The organism is Pantoea sp. BL1, from assembly GCF_000963985.1.
GTDB classification, from domain to species: Bacteria; Pseudomonadota; Gammaproteobacteria; order Enterobacterales; family Enterobacteriaceae; genus Pantoea; species Pantoea rwandensis_B.
This window is the reverse complement of sequence record NZ_JZRH01000018.1, coordinates 71,264-91,489: the sequence shown is the minus strand read 5'-3', so window position 1 is coordinate 91,489 and position 20,226 is coordinate 71,264. Positions and strand designations below refer to the sequence as shown.

Here is a 20,226-nt window from a genome sequence, read left to right as displayed (position 1 = left end):
TATGACTCAGTCTTATCATATTGCGGTAATGCCAGGCGACGGAATCGGCCCGGAAGTGATGGCGCAGGCCATCAAAGTTCTCGATGCAATTCGCGCACGCTTCGACATGCGTATCACCACCAGCGAATATGATGTTGGCGGTATCGCCATCGATCGTCACGGTGAACCGCTGCCGCCTGCCACCGTGGCCGGTGCTGAGCAAGCCAATGCGATTCTGTTCGGCTCTGTTGGTGGTCCAAAATGGGAACACCTGCCGCCGGCGGGTCAGCCTGAGCGTGGTGCACTGTTGCCGCTGCGTAAACACTTTAAGCTGTTCAGCAATCTGCGCCCCGCTTCCTTATATAAAGGTCTGGAAGCGTTTTGCCCACTGCGCAGTGACATCGCCGCACGCGGTTTCGACATCCTGTGCGTGCGTGAATTAACCGGCGGTATCTATTTCGGTCAGCCAAAAGGTCGCGAAGGTAGCGGTCCGCATGAGCGTGCATTTGATACCGAGGTGTATCACCGTTTCGAGATCGAGCGTATTGCGCGCAACGCCTTTGAAGCCGCACGCAAGCGTCGTAACAAAGTGACGTCAGTGGATAAAGCTAACGTGCTGGCAACCTCTGTGATGTGGCGTGAGATCGTCAACGAAGTGGCAAAAGATTATCCGGATGTGCAGTTGAGCCACATGTACATCGATAACGCCACCATGCAGCTGATTAAAGATCCATCACAGTTTGACGTGCTGCTCTGTTCTAACCTGTTCGGTGACATCCTGTCAGACGAATGTGCAATGATCACCGGTTCCATGGGCATGCTGCCTTCTGCCAGCATGAACGAAGAAGGTTTCGGTTTGTATGAGCCTGCGGGCGGTTCTGCGCCAGATATCGCCGGTCAGAACATTGCCAACCCGATTGCACAGATTCTCTCGTTGTCTCTGCTGTTGCGCTTTAGCCTGAATGCAGGTGAAGCCGCAGACAGTATCGAGCGTGCGGTCAGCCGTGCGCTGGAAGCGGGCCATCGTACCCGCGATTTAGCCGGTAACGGCCCAGCTGTGAGCACAGATGAAATGGGCAGCATCATTGCCGATTTTATCGCTGAGGAAAAATAATAAAATGAAAAGCTTATACCAGAAGTTATTTGATGCACATGTCGTCCACGAAGCACCTAACGAAACCCCGTTACTGTACATCGATCGCCATCTGATCCATGAAGTGACGTCACCGCAGGCCTTCGATGGCCTGCGTGCGCACGGCCGCAAAGTACGCCAGCCGTCGAAGACGTTCGCCACCATGGATCACAACGTTTCTACCCAGACCAAAGACATTAACGCGTCGGGTGAGATGGCGCGTATTCAGATGCAAGAGCTGATCAAGAACTGTGCTGAGTTCGGCATTCAGTTATATGACCTGAATCACCCGTTCCAGGGCATCGTGCACGTTATCGGACCTGAACAAGGGATGACACTGCCGGGCATGACCATCGTCTGCGGCGATTCCCATACCGCCACCCACGGCGCATTCGGCTCGCTGGCATTCGGTATCGGTACCTCCGAAGTTGAACACGTGTTTGCCACCCAGACCCTGAAGCAGGGCCGTGCCAAAACCATGAAGATTGAAGTGCTGGGTGAAGCGGCACCAGGCATTACGGCCAAAGATATCGTGTTGGCGATTATCGGTAAAACCGGCAGCGCCGGCGGTACCGGTCACGTTGTCGAATTCTGTGGCCCAGCGATTGAAGCGCTGAGCATGGAAGGCCGTATGACGCTGTGTAACATGGCGATTGAAATGGGTGCGAAAGCGGGTCTGGTCGCACCGGATGACACCACTTTCGCTTACCTGAAAGACAAACAGTTCGCACCGAAAGGCGAGCAGTGGGATGAAGCCGTCGCTTACTGGCGTACGATGAAGTCCGACAGCGATGCCAAATTTGACACCATTGTCACCCTGAACGCGGCCGATATTGCTCCGCAGGTGACCTGGGGCACCAACCCAGGCCAGGTGATGGCGGTTGATCAGGCGATCCCAAATCCTCAGTCCTTTGCCGATCCGGTTGAACGTGCTTCTGCTGAGAAAGCCTTGGCGTACATGGATTTGCAGCCGGGTATCAAACTGACTGAAGTCGCTATCGACAAAGTCTTTATCGGCTCCTGCACCAACTCACGAATTGAAGATTTGCGCGCTGCGGCAGCCATCGCTAAAGGCCGCAAAGTCGCCCCTGGCGTTGTTGCCATGGTCGTCCCTGGATCAGGCCCAGTGAAGGCACAAGCCGAAGCCGAAGGTCTGGACAAAATCTTCCTGGAAGCGGGTTTTGAATGGCGTCTGCCAGGTTGCTCCATGTGTCTGGCGATGAACAATGACCGTCTGAACCCAGGCGAGCGTTGTGCCTCCACCAGTAACCGTAACTTTGAAGGTCGTCAGGGCCGTGGCGGCCGCACTCACTTAGTGAGCCCGGCGATGGCTGCAGCGGCGGCAGTAACCGGTCGTTTTGCCGACATTCGTGAATTGACTCAGGGAGCTTAAGCCATGGCGAACAAATTTACTCAACACACTGGCATTGTAGCGCCACTGGATGCCGCAAACGTCGATACCGATGCCATCATTCCAAAGCAGTTCCTGCAAAAAGTGACGCGCACCGGTTTTGGCGCGCACCTGTTCCACGACTGGCGTTTTGAAGATGATGCGGGCACCGTGCCAACCCCAGGTTTCGTGCTGAACAAGCCGGAATTTAAAGGCACCAGCATTTTGCTGGCGCGTGAAAACTTCGGCTGCGGCTCATCACGTGAGCACGCACCGTGGGCGCTGACCGACTTCGGTTTCCATGTGGTGATTGCACCAAGCTTCGCGGATATTTTCTATGGCAACAGCTTCAACAACCAGTTGCTGCCGGTGAAGTTGAGCGATGAAGAAGTGGATGAGATGTTCAAACTGGTGGCCGCGCAGCCAGGCGTGACCTTTACCGTGGATCTGGAAGCCCAGACCGTCACGGCGGGTGATAAGTCCTACAGCTTTGAAATCGACAGCTTCCGCCGTCACTGCATGATTAACGGACTCGACAGCATTGGTTTGACGCTGCAACACGAAGCGTCCATCTCCAACTACGAGACCACTCAGCCATCATTCCTGCGTTAATGCCCTTTTCGGTGCGCTTCAATGCGTACCGAAGAGATTCGCCCTGAATGCCTGTCAAGTCGCCTTTGCTGGCGACTTTATATTTATTGGGCATCACGCACGCGCGACGCCAGCCCCAGCGCCACAACCGCCATCGCTAATGCCAGCCAATACACCGATTCATGGCCAAAGCGCTCGCTCAGCGTGCCCTGTATCAATCCCGCAATAATCAAACCGGTCGATATCGAAGTGGTAAACATCGTGGTCGCCGCGCCCGCGCGTCCCGGCATGAGATCCTGAAACCACAACATGCCAATCCCGGCGACGATACCTATAAACGCCGCGTTGAACAGCTGCAGCACCATCAATGCCGTGCGCGACTTGAACAACACCAGTCCGAGATAGAACAGGATCGCCGCCACTAGCGCTAACAGCACCAACTTGCGCTTACCAAAGCGTTTGGCATAGTGCCCAGCCAGCAGCATGATAGGAATCTCCAGCCCTGCCGCCGTCCCCATTAATAATCCCGCCAACTTTTCCGGCAGCCCCAGCGTTGAGCTGATATACAGCGGCATGTCGATGATATACATGGTGTTGCACGCCCACATCACCACGGAGGCGATAAACAGCATCCGCACCTGGCTATCTTTCCACGGGCTGAGCTGGGTCAATACCTGCTCTGGCGTCGCGGCCACGCGCGGTACCGATGGCAGAGTACGCCAAATCAACAGCATACTGAGCAGGAAGATCGCCGCCGCTACGCAGAACAGCGTCACGAAGCCATAATTGAGGGCTAAGGCGAACGACAGCGGCGGGCCAATCACCCACGCCAGCGACAGTTGCGCACGCATCACCGAGCTGAACATCACCACTTCACGCGCCGACTGATCGGCATATTCCCGTGCCAGCGCAAATATCTGCGGTATTGCCACGCTGGCCAGTGCCGATAGCAACACCCCCACGCTGATCAGCGTCAGGTAATGACGATTAAAGGCAAACAGCAGCGCATTCAGTACCGCCATCAGGCAGCAAAATAGAATCAGATTGCGACGATCGCCACGATTGTCCGAACGCTTCGCCATTAGGAGGCTAATCACGATCCCGGCAATCGCGTTAATGGTAAAAAACAGCCCAACCCAAAACGGTCGCACCTGCACTTCGCGCGTCAAAAATAAACTGAGCGTGGGCGCCTGTAGTGCACCGGCGACGCCGGTCATAAACGACACCGCCATAAAAGAGAGATAAACCGGGTTGAGACGACGCTGGCGCGTTAACAGCGATTTCATGCAGAAATCCCTTTGCGGAGAAATGAGGCTAAGACAAAGAGGGTAGAAGATTTCACAGCAAAACGAAAAAAGCCAGCAGAGAAAACGCTGCTGGCGGTGAAATGCACCCTACTCAGAAAAGGCTCCACGTCGGCGGAACCGCTGGCAGAGCGCCATTCATTGCTGAATGCCTCCCGCTCTTCCATTACCTGGCAGTATGCCTCTAATATGGGGCAGGAAAAACTGAGCGATTCTGAGAAGGAGTTCCCCTTTTATGTCCTCTGCGCGACTGCAACAGCAGTTCATCCGCCTATGGCAAAGCTGCCAGGGATTGGACCAGGAAACCACCTTAAGCGATCTGGCTGAACGGCTGCACTGTTCGCGACGCCATATGCGCAATCTGCTAAATGCCATGCAGGAGGCGGGCTGGCTGATTTGGCAGGCAGAAGCCGGGCGCGGCAAGCGTTCTAGTCTGAGCTTCAATTACACTGGCCTGGCACTCCAGCAACAGCGCGCGGAAGATTTACTGGAGCAGGACCGCATCGAACAGTTGGTGCAACTGGTGGGCGATAAGAATCAGGTGCGGCAGATGATTGCGGCCCATCTCGGGCGTAGTTTCCGTCAGGGCAAACATATCCTGCGCGTGCTCTATTACCGCCCGCTGCCTAATCTGCTGCCTGGCTCGCCGCTGCGTCGTTCGGAAAACCATCTGGCGCGACAAATCTTTAACGGCCTGACGCGAATAAATGAGGAAAAGGGGGAAATCGAAGCGGATATCGCCCACCACTGGCAACAAACCTCCCCGCTCCACTGGCGTTTCTTTTTACGACCCGCGATTCGCTTCCACCACGGCCGCGAACTGGAGATGGAAGACATCATCGCCTCACTGGAACGTGTACGCAGTCAGCCGCTGTTCTCACATATTGATAAACTGCACTCTCCCGCGCCCTGGACACTGGATATTCATCTGGCGCAGCCTGATGACTGGCTGCCCTGGCTGCTGGCCAGCGTCAGCGCCATGATCCTGCCGCGTGAGTGGCCGACGTTGCGCCATTTTGCCCGTCAACCCATCGGCACCGGCCCCTACAGTGTGGTACGCAATCAGCAGACGCAGCTGAAAATTGCCGCCTTTGATGACTATTTTGGCTATCGCGCGCTGATTGATGACGTGTCGATTTGGGTGCTGCCGGAAATCAGCGACGAGCTGGTGTATGCCGGCGTTAAGCTGCAGGGGGAAACCGCCGATGAGAAGTCCGAAGAGAGCCGTCTGGAAGAAGGCTGCTATTTCCTGCTGTTCGACCAGCGCTCAGAGCGTGGTAAGGATACCCATTTTCGCCGCTGGGTGAGCTATCTGCTTAACCCGATTGCCCTGCTCAACCATGCGGGAGTGGGCTATCAGCGCTACTGGTTCCCGGCATACGGTTTCTTACCGCGCTGGCACCATCGCCGCGATCTCACCCCGGCCGAAAAGCCCGATGGGCTAACGCAACTGACCATCAGCTGGTATAGCCATCATGTTGAGCATGAAGGTATTGCTAACGCCCTGCGCCCGCTGCTGGCTGAACAGGGCGTTGAACTGATCACGCGCGAGCTGAGCTACGAAGAGTGGTTCGAAGGTGAAGGAGAGAGTGACATCTGGCTCGGCAGCGTCAACTTCACTCTGCCGCTCGACTACGCACTGTTTGCGCAGCTCTACGAATTGCCGCTCATGCATCACTGCGTTCCGATTGACTGGCACGCAGATGCACAACAGTGGCGACAGAAAGCCTTGCCTCTGGCCGAGTGGAGCAAACAGTTGGTGAACAGCGACTTTGTTCATCCGCTCTTCCATCACTGGTTACTGCTGGAAGGCCAGCGCAGTATGCGCGGTGTGCGGCTCAACACGCTCGGCTGGTTTGACTTTAAATCAGCCTGGTTTGCGCCACCGGAGCTGTGACACTTTCGCGCTGTCACAGAAGTGTCTAAAATAAGCCGTTCTCAACGGGGTGCCCTGGTTTTGGGCTGAGAGAAACCCGTCGAACCTGATCCGGCTCATACCGGCGTAGGGATTTGAGATGAGCGATAACTCAGATCCTTTGCGACTCAACCTTATCTTCTCCTCAAGGAGCGCAAAGTGTTAAACAAAGTCTTGCCCGCGTTGCTGTTGGTCTCTGCCCCGGTGTTAGCTGCCAAGCCTGCTCTTACTGTTTACACCTACGACTCGTTCTCTGCAGATTGGGGCCCCGGCCCTGCCGTCAAAAAAGCCTTTGAAGCCGAGTGCGGCTGCGAACTGAACTATGTGGCGCTGGAAGATGGCGTGTCGCTGCTTAACCGCGTGCGGATGGAAGGCAAAAACAGCAAAGCCGATGTGGTGCTGGGCCTCGATAACAACCTCGTGCAAGCCGCCGAAAAAACCGGCCTGTTCGCGAAAAGCACCATCGACACCAGTAAATTGCAACTGCCTGATAGCTGGCATAATGACACCTTCGTTCCGTTCGATTACGGCTACTTCGCCTTCGTCTACGATAAAAACAAGCTGAAGAACCCACCGAAAAGCCTGAAAGAACTGGTCGAAAGCCCGGAAAAGTGGCGCGTGATCTATGAAGATCCACGCACCAGCACACCGGGATTAGGCCTGCTGCTGTGGATGCAAAAAGTGTATGGCGATAAAGCACCTGACGCCTGGCAGAAGCTGGCACAGAAAACGGTCACCGTCACCAAGGGCTGGAGCGAAGCCTATGGCCTGTTCCTGAAAGGCGAAGGCGATCTGGTGCTGAGTTACACCACCTCTCCCGCTTATCACATCATTGAAGAGAAGAAAGATAACTACGCCGCTGCGCCGTTTAGCGAAGGCCATTATCTGCAAGTGGAAGTGGCTGCACAGCTCGCTAGCAGCAAACAGCCGAAACTGGCGCAGCAGTTTATGCAATTTATGGTGTCGCCAGCCTTCCAGCAGACCATTCCGACTGGCAACTGGATGTATCCGGTGATCAAAAGCGATCTGCCTGCCGGTTATCAGTCGCTGACCGTTCCGGCGAATGCGCTGCAATATCGCTCAGCCGAAGTGGCCGATCATCGCGCTGACTGGATTCGCACCTGGCAACAAGCCGTTAGCCGTTAATGCCAGCCTGGTTAATTCCTGGAAGTGCCGTTGCGCTGCTATTGTGCGCAGTGGCACTGCTGGCGTTTGGTGCCTTAACGCTGACCGCGCCCGTCACTGACTGGCGCGCCTTGCTCACTGACAGCTATCTGCATCACGTGCTGGCGTTTTCGTTTGAGCAGGCGCTGCTGTCCGCATTGTTCTCGGTGCTGCCATCAATTCTGCTGGCACGCGCGCTGTATCGCCGTCGCTTTCCAGGGCGCACGCTGCTGCTGCGTCTGTGCGCCATGACGCTGGTCTTGCCGGTTTTGGTTGCGGTATTTGGCTTGCTCAGTGTCTACGGTCGCAGCGGCTGGCTGGCACAACTCTGCGCCTTAGCAGGACTCGACTACCACTTCTCACCCTATGGCCTGCAGGGCATTCTGCTGGCACACGTGTTCTTCAATCTGCCGCTCGCCACCCGCATGCTGTTGCAGGCGCTGGAAAGTATTCCCGGTGAGCAGCGTCAGTTAGCCGCCCAGCTTGGCCTGCGCGGCTGGAACCAGTTTCGTTTCGTCGAGTGGCCATGGCTGCGACGCCAGATTCTGCCCACCGCCGCACTGATTTTTATGCTGTGCTTCGCCAGCTTTGCCACCGTGTTGGCACTGGGCGGTGGACCGCGCGCCACCACGCTGGAACTGGCTATCTATCAGGCGCTGAGCTTTGATTACGATCCCAGCCGTGCAGCCCTGCTGGCACTGTTACAGCTTGGCTGTTGTCTGCTGCTGGTGCTGTTAAGCCAGCGCTTCAGTAAAGCCATCCCCACCGGCAGCCAAAATATTCGAGGCTGGCGCGATCCCCAGGATTGCTGGCATGCCCGGATCGGCGACACGCTACTGATTGTCTGTGCGCTACTGCTGTTACTGCCGCCGCTCGCTGCGGTGATCGTTGATGGCTTGCGCGGTGGTGTTGCAGGTGCGCTGCAACAACCCGCGTTATGGCAAGCGACCTTCACCTCACTGCGCATCGCCCTCGGCGCCGGATTGCTGTGCGTGGTACTGACGATGATGTTGCTATGGAGCAGCCGTGAGCTACGGCAGCGCCAGCGCAACATGGCGGCACAGGCGATGGAACTGAGCGGCATGCTGATTCTGGCGATGCCAGGCATCGTGCTGGCCAGCGGCTTTTTCCTGCTGTTCAACGCCACCATCGGCCTGCCGCAGCGTGCCGATGGCTTAGTGATCTTCACCAATGCGCTGATTGCCATCCCCTATGCGATGAAAGTGCTGGAAAACCCGATGCGCGATATCAGCGCCCGTTACAGCCCGCTCTGCGCCTCACTGGGCATTGCTGGTATTCATCGCCTGAAACTGATTGAACTGCGCGCGCTGAAGCGGCCCATTGCGCAAGCGCTGGCGTTTGCCTGCGTACTGTCGATTGGTGATTTCGGCGTGGTGGCACTGTTTGGCAGCGCCGATTTCCGTACGCTGCCATTCTATCTGTTCCAGCAAATTGGCGCTTACCGCGGCGCGGACGGTGCCGTGACGGCACTGCTGCTGTTACTGCTGTGCCTGTTACTCTTTACCCTGATGGAAAAACTGCCGGGTCGCCATGCTGACACTGAATAACCTCACTTACCTTTACCAGCATCTGCCAATGCGCTTCCGTTTTGAAGCCCAGGCGGGTGAACGTTTGGCAATCCTTGGTCCCAGCGGCGCAGGCAAAAGCACCTTGCTCAGTCTGATCGGTGGTTTTTTGCCAGTGAGCCAGGGAACCCTGATGATGAATGGCGTCGATCACACACGCAGCGTGCCCTCTGCACGGCCAGTGTCGATGCTGTTCCAGGAAAACAATCTCTTCCCGCACCTGACAGTGCAGCAAAATATGGGGTTAGGTTTGCATCCGGGCTTGAAACTGACGCGGGAACAGCAACAACAGTTGGCCGCCATCGCTGAGCAGACCGGATTAGCGGAGATGCTGAACCGCTTGCCCGCGGAGCTTTCTGGTGGTCAACGCCAGCGTGTGGCCTTAGCACGCTGCCTGTTGCGCGATCGGCCAATCCTGCTGTTGGATGAACCCTTCTCTGCGCTCGATCCGGCGCTGCGCGGTGAGATGCTGCAACTGGTGCGTTCGGTGTGCGAAAGCCGCAACATTACTTTGCTGATGGTGTCGCATAGCCTGGAAGACGCTCAGCAAATTGCGCCGCGCAGTCTGGTGGTGGTTGATGGTCGGATTTATTGGGATGGCAGCACGGCGAGCTTGATCAGTGGAGAGAGTGAAGCGGCTGCCATCCTTGGCGTGAAAAAGCCTTAAGCGAAGAACACCTTCCACAACAGATGGCGGAAGATGGGCATCATCGGGTGATACTGAATGGCGATAAACGCGGCCACGCCGATAACAGCGGCCAGCGGTGCCAGCCAGCGCAAGCGCGCCTGCGGCAGATATTTCGTTGCCCAGTCAGTGGTTTTACCACTGCGCCACCAGCGCCACATCAGCCAAAAGCCCATCCACACCAGCAACGCCACCAGCAACAGTAGCCACTTAAAATTGCCGCCTTGCGCGGCCTGTGGCACATCAATCGCCACACCGGCGAGGATACCCGGCATCAGATAAGCCGGCGGCCAGAGAATACAGCCAATCAAATTGGGCGGCAGGAATTTGCGCACCGGCAGCTCCAGCATGCCCGCGGCCAATGGAATCAACGGCCGCGTCGGGCCGACGAAGCGCCCCACCAGGATGGTAAACATGCTGTGTTCATGCAGCGCGTGCTCGGTTTTATCCAGCAGGCCCTGATACTTTTTCAGATATTTCCAGCGGTGCAATGGCCCCTGAAATTTCCAGCCGATGCCATACGAGACCCAGTCGCCAATCAGGCAACCGGCAAAACCCGCCGCCCAGGCAGGATAAAGGCCAATCTGTCCGCTGCCCACCAGCGCCCCAAGGCTGGCCATTAATACGGTTCCTGGCAACAGCAATCCCACGAACGCCAGCGACTCAAGGAAGGTCACCAGCGCCACGGCCATCAGCGCGTACTCCAGCGATTGCGAAAACAGATGTTGAATCCAGGCTTCCATAACTATCCTCTGCGCAATATAGAGGCTGGATTGTCCGGAGCCAGCGCCGAACCGTCAAGGCAAGAATTGTAGAACGATGTTGACAGAGTGCTGACACTATCGCCACACGCAGGCACTGTATAAACATCCATGATATACTTCAGGCAATTCATTTCCCGGAGTTAACGTGACCGAACCGCGTGCAGGTTTTCTGCTTACCCGCCACTGGCGAGATACCCCAACCGGCAGCGAAGTGGTGCTGTGGCTGGCAACTGATGAGGGTCCACAGCGGCTGGTGCTACCGGCGCAGGAGTCTGTGGCTTTCATTCCAGAAGAGTTCCGCCAGCAAACCGAAGCGCTGATACGCGACGAACGGCATACCCGAGTGCAATCACTGGAACTGAAAGATTTTCGCCGTCGCCCAGTGTTTGGGCTCTATTGCCGCAGCAATCGCCAGCTGCAAAACCTGGAAAAGCGCCTGCGAGAGAATGGCATCGCGGTGTATGAAGCCGATATCCGCCCGCCAGAGCGCTATTTGATGGAGCGTTTTATCACCGCGCCGGTGTGGTTTAGCGGCGAGGTGCGCGGCGATAACGTGGTCAATGCACGTCTGAAACCGCATCCAGATTATCGTCCGCAACTGAAATGGGTTTCGCTGGATATTGAAACCACGGAACACGGTGAGCTGTATTGCATCGGGCTGGAAGGTTGCGGACAGCGCCAGGTTTACATGCTGGGGCCGCCCAATGGCGATGCCAGCACGCTCGATTTCGATCTCATCTATGTGGATAGCCGCCCGCAGTTGCTGGAGCAGCTCAATGCCTGGTTCGCTCGCCACGATCCTGACGTAATCATCGGCTGGAGCGTGGTGCAGTTCGATCTGCGCGTCCTGCAGAAACACGCTGACCGCTACGGCATCCCGCTGCGCCTGGGCCGCCAGAACCAGGCGCTGGAGTGGCGTGAGCACGGTTTTAAACCTGGGGTATTCTTCGCACAAGCCACAGGACGATTAGTGATCGATGGCATTGAAGCGCTGAAATCCGCGTTCTGGGATTTTCCCTCTTTCAGTCTTGAGGCGGTGTCACGCCAGCTCCTCGGCGAAGGAAAAGACATCGACAACCCGTGGCAGCGTATGGAAGAGATCAACTGGCGTTTTGCCCATGACAAACCCGCGCTGGCGAAGTACAACCTAAAAGACTGCGAGCTGGTGACGCGCATTTTCCAGCACACCGCCATCATGCCATTTTTGCTGGAGCGCGCCACGGTGAACGGCCTGGCGGTCGATCGTCACGGCGGTTCGGTGGCGGCTTTTGGTCATCTTTATATTCCGCGCATGCATCGTGCAGGATTCGTGGCGCCTAACCTCGGTGAAGTCGCCCCCGAAGCCAGCCCCGGCGGTTATGTGATGGACTCACGGCCCGGACTGTATGATTCGGTGCTGGTGCTCGATTACAAAAGCCTTTATCCCTCCATTATTCGCACCTTCCTGATCGATCCCGTCGGTCTGGTGGAGGGGCTGGCGCATCCAGACGATGCCGATTCCGTGCCCGGCTTCCGTCATGCGCGCTTCTCACGCCAAACCCATTGCCTGCCAGCGATTGTGGAGCAGATTTGGCAAGGGCGTGAAGCAGCGAAACGCGACGGCAATCAGCCTTTGTCACAGGCACTGAAAATCATCATGAATGCCTTTTACGGCGTGCTGGGCACCAGCGCCTGTCGCTTCTTTGATCCACGTCTTGCGTCTTCTATTACCCTGCGTGGCCACGCCATCATGCAGCAAACACGCGAGCTGATTGAAGCCGAAGGGTTTGATGTGATTTATGGCGACACCGACTCGACCTTTGTCTGGCTCAAAGGCGCGCACAGCGAGGCGGAGGCCGCCGCCATTGGTCATCGTCTGGCTAAACAGGTCAATGCGTGGTGGCAGCAACATCTGCAGCAGACTTACGGGCTAGAGAGCGCACTGGAATTAGAGTACGAAACCCATTTCAGTCGCTTCCTGATGCCGACCATTCGCGGTGCCGAGCAGGGCAGTAAAAAGCGTTACGCCGGGATGATTCGCAGCGACGGAACAGAGCGGTTGGTGTTTAAAGGGCTGGAGTCGGTGCGCACCGACTGGACGCCGCTGGCGCAGCAGTTCCAGCAAAATCTTTATGGCCGAATTTTCCGTGGCGAACCGTGGCAGGATTATATCCGCGAGACCGTGGCCCAGTTGCTGGCAGGCGAACTGGACGAATTACTGGTCTATAAAAAGCGTCTGCGCCGCCCGTTAAAAGATTACGAAAAAAACGTGCCACCCCATGTGCGCGCCGCGCGCCTCGCCGATGAGCAAAATCGGAAATTACAGCGTCCGCTGCAGCACCAAAATGGCGGGTCCATACGCTATGTGATGGCGACCGCTGGCCCGGAACCGCTGGAAGCGCGCACCACGCCGCTCGATTACGATCACTACGTCACCAGGCAGTTACAACCGGTGGCAGATGGAATTTTACCTTTCGTTGGCGATGACTTTGCTACACTTATCACCGGGCAGCTGGGGCTTTTTTGACAGGTGACGAATGCCCTGCCATCCAGTACCATAGCGCCCTTCCTGTTTCTCACCGCATAGACACCCTGACCAAACTCATGTTTGGCGGTGTTGTATTGCCTGAGTGCAGGTGAACTTCTTTATGGCATGTCAGAGAGTCGAGCTAAAAATATATGGTTTTTACACTGGGTCAGCGCTGGATTAGTGATACGGAAAGTGAACTGGGATTAGGAACGGTGGTGGCGATTGATACCCGCATGATCACCATGATGTTCCCGGCAACCGGCGAAAACCGCCTATATGCCCGTAATGATGCTCCCGTCACCCGTGTGATTTTCAATCCGGGCGACACCATCACCAACCACGAAGGTTGGCAGATGAGCGTCGATGAAGTCCGCAACGATAACGAATTAATGACTTACATCGGCACGCGTCTCGACACCGAAGAAAGCGGCGTGGTGATGCGCGAAGTGATGCTGGACAGCAAACTGGTATTCAGTAAGCCTCAGGATCGCCTGTTCGCCGGTCAGCTCGACCGTATGGACCGTTTCTCCCTGCGCTTCCGTGCGCGTAAATACCAGAGCGAGCAGTATCGCCTGCCGATCAGCGGTCTGCGTGGCATGCGCACCAACCTGATTCCGCATCAGCTGCATATCGCCCATGATGTCGGCCGTCGTCATGCGCCACGCGTGTTGCTGGCGGATGAAGTGGGCCTGGGTAAAACCATTGAAGCCGGGATGATCATTCAGCAACAGCTGCTGGCTGGTCGTGCCGATCGCGTACTGATCGTGGTGCCGGAAACGCTCCAGCACCAGTGGCTGGTAGAGATGTTGCGCCGCTTCAACCTGCGCTTTGCCCTGTTTGATGACGACCGCTACACCGAAGCCCAGCACGACAGCGATAACGCCTTCGAAACCGAGCAGTTAATTATCTGCTCGCTAGACTTCGTGCGTCGCAATAAGCAACGTTTGGAATTACTGGCTGATGCCGACTGGGATTTACTGGTGGTCGATGAAGCTCACCATCTGGCCTGGAGCGAAGAGGCACCCAGCCGTGAATATCAGGTAATTGAACAGCTGGCGGAAAAAACGCCTGGCGTATTGCTGCTGACGGCAACGCCGGAACAGCTGGGCCTGGAAAGTCACTTTGCCCGTTTACGTCTGCTCGATCCAAACCGCTTCCACGACTTCAGCCAGTTTGTGGCTGAGCAGCAGAATTATCGCCCGGTGGCTGATGCCGTCAGCTCATTGCTGGCCGATCAGGCGATCACCAAAGAAGAGATGAACCTGATCAATGACCTGATCGGCGAGCAGGACATCGAGCCGCTGCTGCAAGTGGCGAACAGCGATCGTGAAGGCAAAGAAGATGCGCGCAAAGAGCTGGTCTCGATGCTGATGGATCGCCACGGCACCAGCCGCGTGCTGTTCCGTAACACGCGTAACGGCGTGAAGGGCTTCCCGAAACGCGAACTGCACCAAATTCGTTTGCCGCTGCCCGCGCAGTATCAAACCGCGATTAAAGTTTCCGGTATTATGGGCACGCGCAAGAGCGCAGAAGAACGCGCACGTGACATGCTGTATCCGGAAAAGATTTATCAGGAATTTGAAGGTGATAGCGGTACCTGGTGGAACTTTGACCCGCGCGTAGAGTGGCTGATGGGCTACCTGACCAGCAACCGTAAAGAGAAAGTGCTGGTGATTTGCGCTCAGGCCGCCACTGCGCTGCAACTGGAACAGGTGCTGCGTGAGCGTGAAGGTATTCGTGCCGCGGTGTTCCATGAAGGATTATCCATTCTGGAGCGTGACCGTGCTGCGGCATTTTTCGCTTCAGAAGAAGAAGGTGCACAGGTGCTGCTGTGCTCGGAGATCGGTTCTGAAGGCCGCAACTTCCAGTTCGCCAGCCGCCTGGTGATGTTCGACCTGCCGTTTAACCCGGACCTGCTGGAACAGCGTATTGGTCGTCTCGACCGTATCGGTCAGATGCACGACATCCAGATTCTGGTGCCGTGGTTGGAGAAAACCGCTCAGGCGGTGCTGCTGCGCTGGTATCACGAAGGCCTGGATGCGTTTGAACATACCTGCCCGACTGGCCGCACCATTTATGACAGCGAATACAGCAAGCTGATTGAATACCTTGCCGCGCCAGAGAACCCGCAAGGGCTGGATGAGTTCATTGCAGAGAGTCGCAAACAGCACGACACGCTGAAATCGCAGCTGGAACAGGGTCGTGACCGTTTACTTGAGCTGAACTCCAACGGCGGCGAAGCGGCGCAGGCGCTGGCGAATGCGATTGGTGAACAGGATAACGACACTGATCTGGTCAACTTCGCACTGAATCTGTTCGATATCGTCGGTATCAATCAGGAAGATCGCAGTGACAGCCTGATCGTGCTAACGCCATCCGATCATATGCTGGTGCCGGATTTCCCAGGTTTGCCGGAAGACGGCTGCACCGTGACCTTCAACCGTAACCAGGCGCTGTCGCGTGAAGACACCCAATTCATCACCTGGGAACATCCGCTGATCCGTAATGGTCTCGATTTGATCCTGTCCGGCGATACCGGCAGCTGTGCATTATCACTGTTGAAAAACAAAGCGCTGCCGGTGGGTACGCTGCTGGTTGAGATGGTCTATGTGGTTGAAGCGCAGGCACCGAAAAGCCTGCAACTCACTCGCTTCCTGCCGCCAACGCCGGTGCGTTTGCTGATGGATCGTGCTGGCAACAACCTGGCAGGCAAAGTGGAGTTTGAGAGCTTTAACCGCCAGTTAAATGCCGTGAATCGCCATACCGGTAGCAAACTGGTTAACGCAGTACAGCAGGAAGTGCACGAGATTTTGACGCAGGCCGAAAAAGTGGTGATTCCGGAAGCACAGGCGATCATCGCAGCGGCGAAAGTCGAGGCGGATGAGAAGCTGAGTGCCGAGTTTTCACGTCTTGAAGCGCTGCGAGCGGTCAACCCCAACATCCGCGATGATGAAGTTGAAGCGCTGGAAAGCAATCGCGAACAGGTGCTGGTCAGCCTCGGTGATGCGGGCTGGCGTCTGGACGCGCTGCGTCTGATTGTTGTCACGCACCAATAATTGCTGAAGGCCACTACGACATGTTGATGGAAGCCTACAATCCGCCGCTCGAACCCTGGCTACATATTCTGTATCAGGACGAGCACATTATGGTGGTCAACAAGCCAAGCGGGTTGTTGTCGGTGCCGGGCCGGCTGGAGGAGCACAAAGATAGCGTGATGACGCGTATTCAACGTGATTTCCCCCAGGCGGAATCGGTGCATCGACTGGATATGGCGACCAGCGGGGTGATCGTGGTGGCACTGAATAAAGCCGCAGAGCGCGAGTTGAAGCGGCAGTTCCGCGAGCGTGAGCCGTCAAAGTACTATGTGGCGCGCGTTTGGGGTCATCCAGCCGCGGAAGAAGGATTGATCGATCTGCCGCTGATTTGCGACTGGCCCAATCGCCCGAAGCAAATGGTGTGTTTCGAGAACGGCAAAGCGGCGCAGACGGAATATCAGGTTCTGGAGTACGAAGCCAGCCACAGTGCGCGTGTGCTGCTCAAGCCGATTACCGGGCGCTCGCATCAGCTGCGCGTGCATCTACTGGCGCTGGGTCACCCGATTTTGGGCGACCGCTTTTATGCTCATGAAGAAGCGCTGGCAATGGCGCCGCGTCTGCAACTGCACGCGGAGTCATTAACCATTACCCATCCGGCGTTTGGCAATAGCATGACGTTTAAGCAGCCAGCAGATTTTTAATCTGCAGGTCATAAAAAAGGGCCGTCATTAATGACGACCCTTTCAATTTACGCTCAATGTCTCAGACTATTTAAATCCCTTCTCTTTACGAATCAAATCGTAAGCGGCCTGAATTTCCTGAGCCTTCTGCTTCGCCATCTCCATCATTTCTGGCGGTAACCCTTTCGCCACCAGTTTGTCCGGATGGTGCTCACTCATCAGCTTGCGGTAGGCTCGTTTAATCGTGGTGCTGTCGTCACTGCTTTTTACACCCAGCACACTACAGGCATCATCCAGCGTCGGTCCGCGTTTCGCCTGTTGATAAGCACCGCCATATGAGGAGCCACCGCCACCAAATTGTTGCCCACCTTCCATCATGCGCAGGAACTGATCGAACTGTGCCCGCGAGATGCCCAGCTCTTCCGCAATCACATACAGCACCTGGCGTTCATTGGGATGCAGCGAACCATCAGCAAATGCCGCCTGAATCTGAATTTCCAGAAACATCCGAATCAGATCAAAACGGCCAAAGCAGGCACTGCGCAGTTCACGCAACTTATTTCGCAGCGGATAGTCACTTTGCTTCCCTTCGCGGAAAGCGCGCTGCGCTGCCGTGCGGGCATCGCCATGTAATTGCATACGATCCATAAATAAGGAAGCAATCTGGATATCTGCCTCGGTGACGCGCCCTTTTGACTTGGTCAAATGGCCCATCACCTGAAAAGTGGTACTGAAAAACAGCGTCTGTCGCGCCTGATTATTGGCGAAATAGCCCTGTCCTTTTACGCTGCGCACTTTGTCAAACATATGACCAATGATCAGACCCAGTACAATGCCCCAGAAGCCTGCTCCGGAAAGTAAGCCGAGAGCCAGACCAATAACTTTTCCCCAGTAGCGCATAAACTCCTCAATTCGCCATGCTTGCGGCTGAAAATTGCATTATCATACCTTTCATTTACTTCAGTGCCTAACAGCAACGCGATCAGACAAGGATTAACACTGGCACAACGCCGGGCAGTAAGTTAGTCTCTGAGCCGATTGTCGGCATGATGCCCGTTCTCATGGAAATCCCGAACCGCGTATGAAAAAACAGATACCTACCCTGCTGGCAACCATGATTGGTGCAGCGCTCTACAGTCAGCAGTCATTCGCCGACGATCTGATGTCGCAATGTATGCTGGGCGTGCCGAGCTACAACCGTCCGCTGGTCAGCGGCGACACCAATTCGTTGCCTGTCACCATCAACTCTGACTCGGCCAAGGGTAACTACCCGAATGACGCGGTATTCACGGGCAATGTTGATGTGCAGCAGGGCAACAGCCGCTTACGTGCCGATGAAATGCAACTGCATCAGCGTCAGCAGGATGGACAGACAACGCCAGTGCGCACCGTGGATGCGCTGGGTAATGTGCACTATGACGACAACCAGGTCATCCTGAAAGGTCCGAAAGCCTGGTCCAATCTGAACACCAAAGACACCAACGTGTGGAACGGTGATTACCAGATGGTGGGCCGTCAGGGCCGTGGCGTCGCCGATCAGATGAAACTGCGCGGCAATAACCGTTATACCATTCTGGAAAACGGCAGCTTTACCTCCTGTTTGCCGGGTTCCAACAGCTGGAGCGTCGTCGGTTCCGAAGTGATCCAGGACCGCCAGGAAGAAGTGGCGGAGATTTGGAACGCACGCTTTAAACTCGGCAATGTGCCAGTATTTTACAGCCCTTATATGCAGTTACCGATTGGCGATCGCCGTCGCTCCGGTTTCCTGATCCCGAATGCCAAGTACGGTAGTAATAACGGCTTCGAATTTATGCTGCCGTATTACTGGAACATCGCGCCGCAGGCCGATGCCACGATTACGCCGCATTACATGAGCAAACGTGGTCTGCAATTGCAGAACGAATTCCGCTATCTGACCGTGTTTGGTTCCGGTTTAATGGAACTGGATTATCTGCCTTCCGATAAGCAGTACGACAACGACAAAGCGGTGCGTGGCATCGCCGAAAATGATAACTCTGACCGTTGGCTGTTCTACTGGCAGCATGCTGGCGTTTACGAGCAACACTGGCGCTTCAACGCCAACTACACCAAGGTCAGCGACCCGTATTACTTCAACGATCTCGACTCGAAGTACTACAACTCCACTGATGGTTATGCGACGCAGAAATTCAGTTTTGGCTACGCGGATACCAACTGGGACGCCACGCTGTCGACGAAAGATTTCCAGGTATTTGGTAACACAGATTCGACTAACGTCTATCGTGCCATGCCACAGCTCGACCTGAACGCCTATCAGAACGATATTGGACCATTTGATGGCCACATCTACGCGCAGGCAGTGAAATTCACTAACGTGAATAGCAAAATGCCTGAAGCAACGCGTCTTCACATTGAGCCAACATTAAACTTACCGCTGTCTAATGGCTGGGCCAGCCTGGATACCGAAGCAAAATTCCTCGCTACGCACTATCAGCAGGACAATATTGATCGTTATAACAATAACGAAATCTCTAATATTTCCAGCAACGGTAACCAATTAGATAGCTCCGTCAACCGCACTCTGCCACAGTTCAAAGTGGATGGCCGTCTGATATTTGACCGCGATATGGATTGGGAGCCGGGTTACACGCAAACGCTGGAACCGCGTGTGCAGTACCTGTATGTCCCGTACCGTAACCAGAGCAATATCTATCCTTACGACTCGACTCTGCTGCAAACCGACTACACCGGTCTGTTCCGCGATCGTACTTATAGCGGCCTGGATCGCATCGCATCGGCTAACGAAGTCTCAACCGGCGTGACCACGCGAATTTATGATAACGATCTGGTTGAACGTTTTAACGTTTCTGTAGGTCAAATCTACTCGTTTACCCCGTCTCGTACCGGTGTAAACCAGACCAGTGATGATGATGACACCGGCAGCCTGGTGTGGGCGGGTGACACCTACTGGAAAATCAGCGATCGCTGGGGCGCTCGCGGCGGACTGCAGTATGACACCCGCCTCGATAACGTCGCCCAGGGCAACGCTATCCTGGAATACCGTCAGGATGCGGATCGGATGGTGCAGTTGAGCTACCGTTACAGCAGTCCGGAATATGTGGCACAAGCGTTGAACAACGCCAGCTTGCTGACGAACCCGATCTACAAAAACGGGATTTCACAAGTCGGTGCGACCGCGAGCTGGCCAATTGCTGATGCCTGGTCACTGGTCGGCGGTTATTACTACGATACCCGCAACAGTCGTCCGGCTGAACAACTGGTAGGCCTGCAGTACAGCTCGTGCTGCTACGCCATTCGTCTGGGTTACGAGCGCAAGATCAACGGCTGGGAAAACAACGACAGTAAGTACGACAACCAAATCTCATTCAACATTGAGCTACGTGGTCTGAGTTCTAACTATGGCTTAGGCACCAATGAAATGCTGCGTCAGGGCATCATCCCTTACCAGCGCGCTTTCTGATGTTGTGATGTTTGACAGGCTATCCCGCAGTG

14 protein-coding genes and 1 riboswitch are annotated in these 20,226 nt (G+C 55.6%); of the genes, 11 read left to right on the top strand and 3 right to left on the bottom strand.

Annotated features, from left to right (window positions below; all coding sequences use genetic code 11):
- The first annotated feature begins 1 nt into the window (after position 1).
- The 3 genes from leuB to leuD are packed head-to-tail and all read left to right on the top strand — an operon-like array spanning position 2 to position 3,113.
- Positions 2-1,093 (top strand): 3-isopropylmalate dehydrogenase, encoded by a 1,092-nt coding sequence (gene leuB, locus VH86_RS10700; protein WP_045832871.1) that lies wholly within the window; start codon positions 2-4, stop codon positions 1,091-1,093.
- A 4-nt stretch (positions 1,094-1,097) separates the two neighbouring features.
- On the top strand, positions 1,098-2,504 hold the full coding sequence (gene leuC / locus VH86_RS10695) for a 3-isopropylmalate dehydratase large subunit (RefSeq protein ID WP_034826009.1): 1,407 nt from the start codon (positions 1,098-1,100) through the stop codon (positions 2,502-2,504).
- Positions 2,505-2,507: 3 nt separating this feature from the next.
- Positions 2,508-3,113, top strand: a complete 606-nt coding sequence (gene leuD, locus VH86_RS10690; RefSeq protein WP_045832870.1) for a 3-isopropylmalate dehydratase small subunit — start codon at positions 2,508-2,510, stop codon at positions 3,111-3,113.
- A gap of 83 nt (positions 3,114-3,196) precedes the next feature.
- Here the strand turns inward: leuD and VH86_RS10685 are convergent, their stop codons facing one another.
- Positions 3,197-4,378 (bottom strand): MFS transporter, encoded by a 1,182-nt coding sequence (locus VH86_RS10685; protein ID WP_045816740.1) that lies wholly within the window; start codon positions 4,376-4,378, stop codon positions 3,197-3,199.
- Positions 4,379-4,631: 253 nt separating this feature from the next.
- Here VH86_RS10685 and sgrR point away from each other — a divergent pair, with 253 nt between their 5' ends.
- The 4 genes from sgrR to thiQ all read left to right on the top strand — a co-directional run bounded on the left by sgrR (position 4,632) and on the right by thiQ (position 9,728).
- Positions 4,632-6,293 (top strand): HTH-type transcriptional regulator SgrR, encoded by a 1,662-nt coding sequence (gene sgrR / locus VH86_RS10675; protein ID WP_045832869.1) that lies wholly within the window; start codon positions 4,632-4,634, stop codon positions 6,291-6,293.
- Between the two features lie 35 nt (positions 6,294-6,328).
- A riboswitch (TPP riboswitch) is annotated at positions 6,329-6,423 on the top strand.
- 47 nt (positions 6,424-6,470) lie between these two features.
- Positions 6,471-7,457, top strand: a complete 987-nt coding sequence (gene thiB, locus VH86_RS10670; protein WP_045832868.1) for a thiamine ABC transporter substrate binding subunit — start codon at positions 6,471-6,473, stop codon at positions 7,455-7,457.
- Positions 7,457-9,043: a thiamine/thiamine pyrophosphate ABC transporter permease ThiP gene (gene thiP / locus VH86_RS10665; RefSeq protein WP_045832867.1), complete on the top strand. Its 1,587-nt coding sequence runs from the start codon at positions 7,457-7,459 to the stop codon at positions 9,041-9,043. The genes thiB and thiP overlap by 1 nt, the downstream gene beginning before the upstream one ends.
- Positions 9,027-9,728: a thiamine ABC transporter ATP-binding protein ThiQ gene (gene thiQ, locus VH86_RS10660; protein WP_045832866.1), complete on the top strand. Its 702-nt coding sequence runs from the start codon at positions 9,027-9,029 to the stop codon at positions 9,726-9,728. Before thiP ends, thiQ begins: the two co-directional genes overlap by 17 nt.
- On the opposite strand, the gene VH86_RS10655 is transcribed toward thiQ, so the two are convergent.
- Positions 9,725-10,489, bottom strand: coding sequence for a DedA family protein (locus tag VH86_RS10655; RefSeq protein ID WP_045832865.1), 765 nt, complete (start codon positions 10,487-10,489; stop codon positions 9,725-9,727). The genes thiQ and VH86_RS10655 overlap by 4 nt on opposite strands.
- 166 nt (positions 10,490-10,655) lie before the next feature.
- Between VH86_RS10655 and polB the strand changes: the two genes are divergently transcribed.
- From polB to rluA, 3 genes are all read left to right on the top strand, one after another.
- Positions 10,656-13,016 carry a DNA polymerase II gene (gene polB / locus VH86_RS10650; protein WP_045832864.1) on the top strand — a complete coding sequence of 787 codons (2,361 nt, stop codon included), beginning with the start codon at positions 10,656-10,658 and terminating at the stop codon, positions 13,014-13,016.
- A gap of 152 nt (positions 13,017-13,168) precedes the next feature.
- Entirely contained in the window at positions 13,169-16,075 is a 2,907-nt protein-coding gene (gene rapA / locus VH86_RS10645; RefSeq protein ID WP_045832863.1) for an RNA polymerase-associated protein RapA, read from the top strand.
- A gap of 20 nt (positions 16,076-16,095) precedes the next feature.
- Complete coding sequence (gene rluA, locus VH86_RS10640; protein ID WP_045816732.1) at positions 16,096-16,755, top strand: bifunctional tRNA pseudouridine(32) synthase/23S rRNA pseudouridine(746) synthase RluA; 660 nt, start codon at positions 16,096-16,098, stop codon at positions 16,753-16,755.
- A 66-nt stretch (positions 16,756-16,821) separates the two neighbouring features.
- On the opposite strand, the gene djlA is transcribed toward rluA, so the two are convergent.
- On the bottom strand, positions 16,822-17,634 hold the full coding sequence (gene djlA, locus VH86_RS10635) for a co-chaperone DjlA (protein WP_034826068.1): 813 nt from the start codon (positions 17,632-17,634) through the stop codon (positions 16,822-16,824).
- 181 nt (positions 17,635-17,815) lie between these two features.
- Between djlA and lptD the strand changes: the two genes are divergently transcribed.
- Positions 17,816-20,194 (top strand): LPS assembly protein LptD, encoded by a 2,379-nt coding sequence (gene lptD, locus VH86_RS10630; RefSeq protein WP_045832862.1) that lies wholly within the window; start codon positions 17,816-17,818, stop codon positions 20,192-20,194.
- The last annotated feature ends 32 nt before the right edge of the window (positions 20,195-20,226 follow it).

Coding starts and splice junctions, on each gene's coding strand:
- rapA (WP_045832863.1), top strand. CDS start 13,169: ATGGTTTTTACACTGGGTCAGCGCTGGATTAGTGATACGGAAAGTGAA.
- leuB (WP_045832871.1), top strand. CDS start 2: ATGACTCAGTCTTATCATATTGCGGTAATGCCAGGCGACGGAATCGGC.
- thiP (WP_045832867.1), top strand. CDS start 7,457: ATGCCAGCCTGGTTAATTCCTGGAAGTGCCGTTGCGCTGCTATTGTGC.
- thiQ (WP_045832866.1), top strand. CDS start 9,027: ATGCTGACACTGAATAACCTCACTTACCTTTACCAGCATCTGCCAATG.
- VH86_RS10685 (WP_045816740.1), bottom strand. CDS start 4,378: ATGAAATCGCTGTTAACGCGCCAGCGTCGTCTCAACCCGGTTTATCTC.
- VH86_RS10655 (WP_045832865.1), bottom strand. CDS start 10,489: ATGGAAGCCTGGATTCAACATCTGTTTTCGCAATCGCTGGAGTACGCG.
- leuC (WP_034826009.1), top strand. CDS start 1,098: ATGAAAAGCTTATACCAGAAGTTATTTGATGCACATGTCGTCCACGAA.
- lptD (WP_045832862.1), top strand. CDS start 17,816: ATGAAAAAACAGATACCTACCCTGCTGGCAACCATGATTGGTGCAGCG.
- rluA (WP_045816732.1), top strand. CDS start 16,096: ATGTTGATGGAAGCCTACAATCCGCCGCTCGAACCCTGGCTACATATT.
- sgrR (WP_045832869.1), top strand. CDS start 4,632: ATGTCCTCTGCGCGACTGCAACAGCAGTTCATCCGCCTATGGCAAAGC.
- djlA (WP_034826068.1), bottom strand. CDS start 17,634: ATGCGCTACTGGGGAAAAGTTATTGGTCTGGCTCTCGGCTTACTTTCC.
- leuD (WP_045832870.1), top strand. CDS start 2,508: ATGGCGAACAAATTTACTCAACACACTGGCATTGTAGCGCCACTGGAT.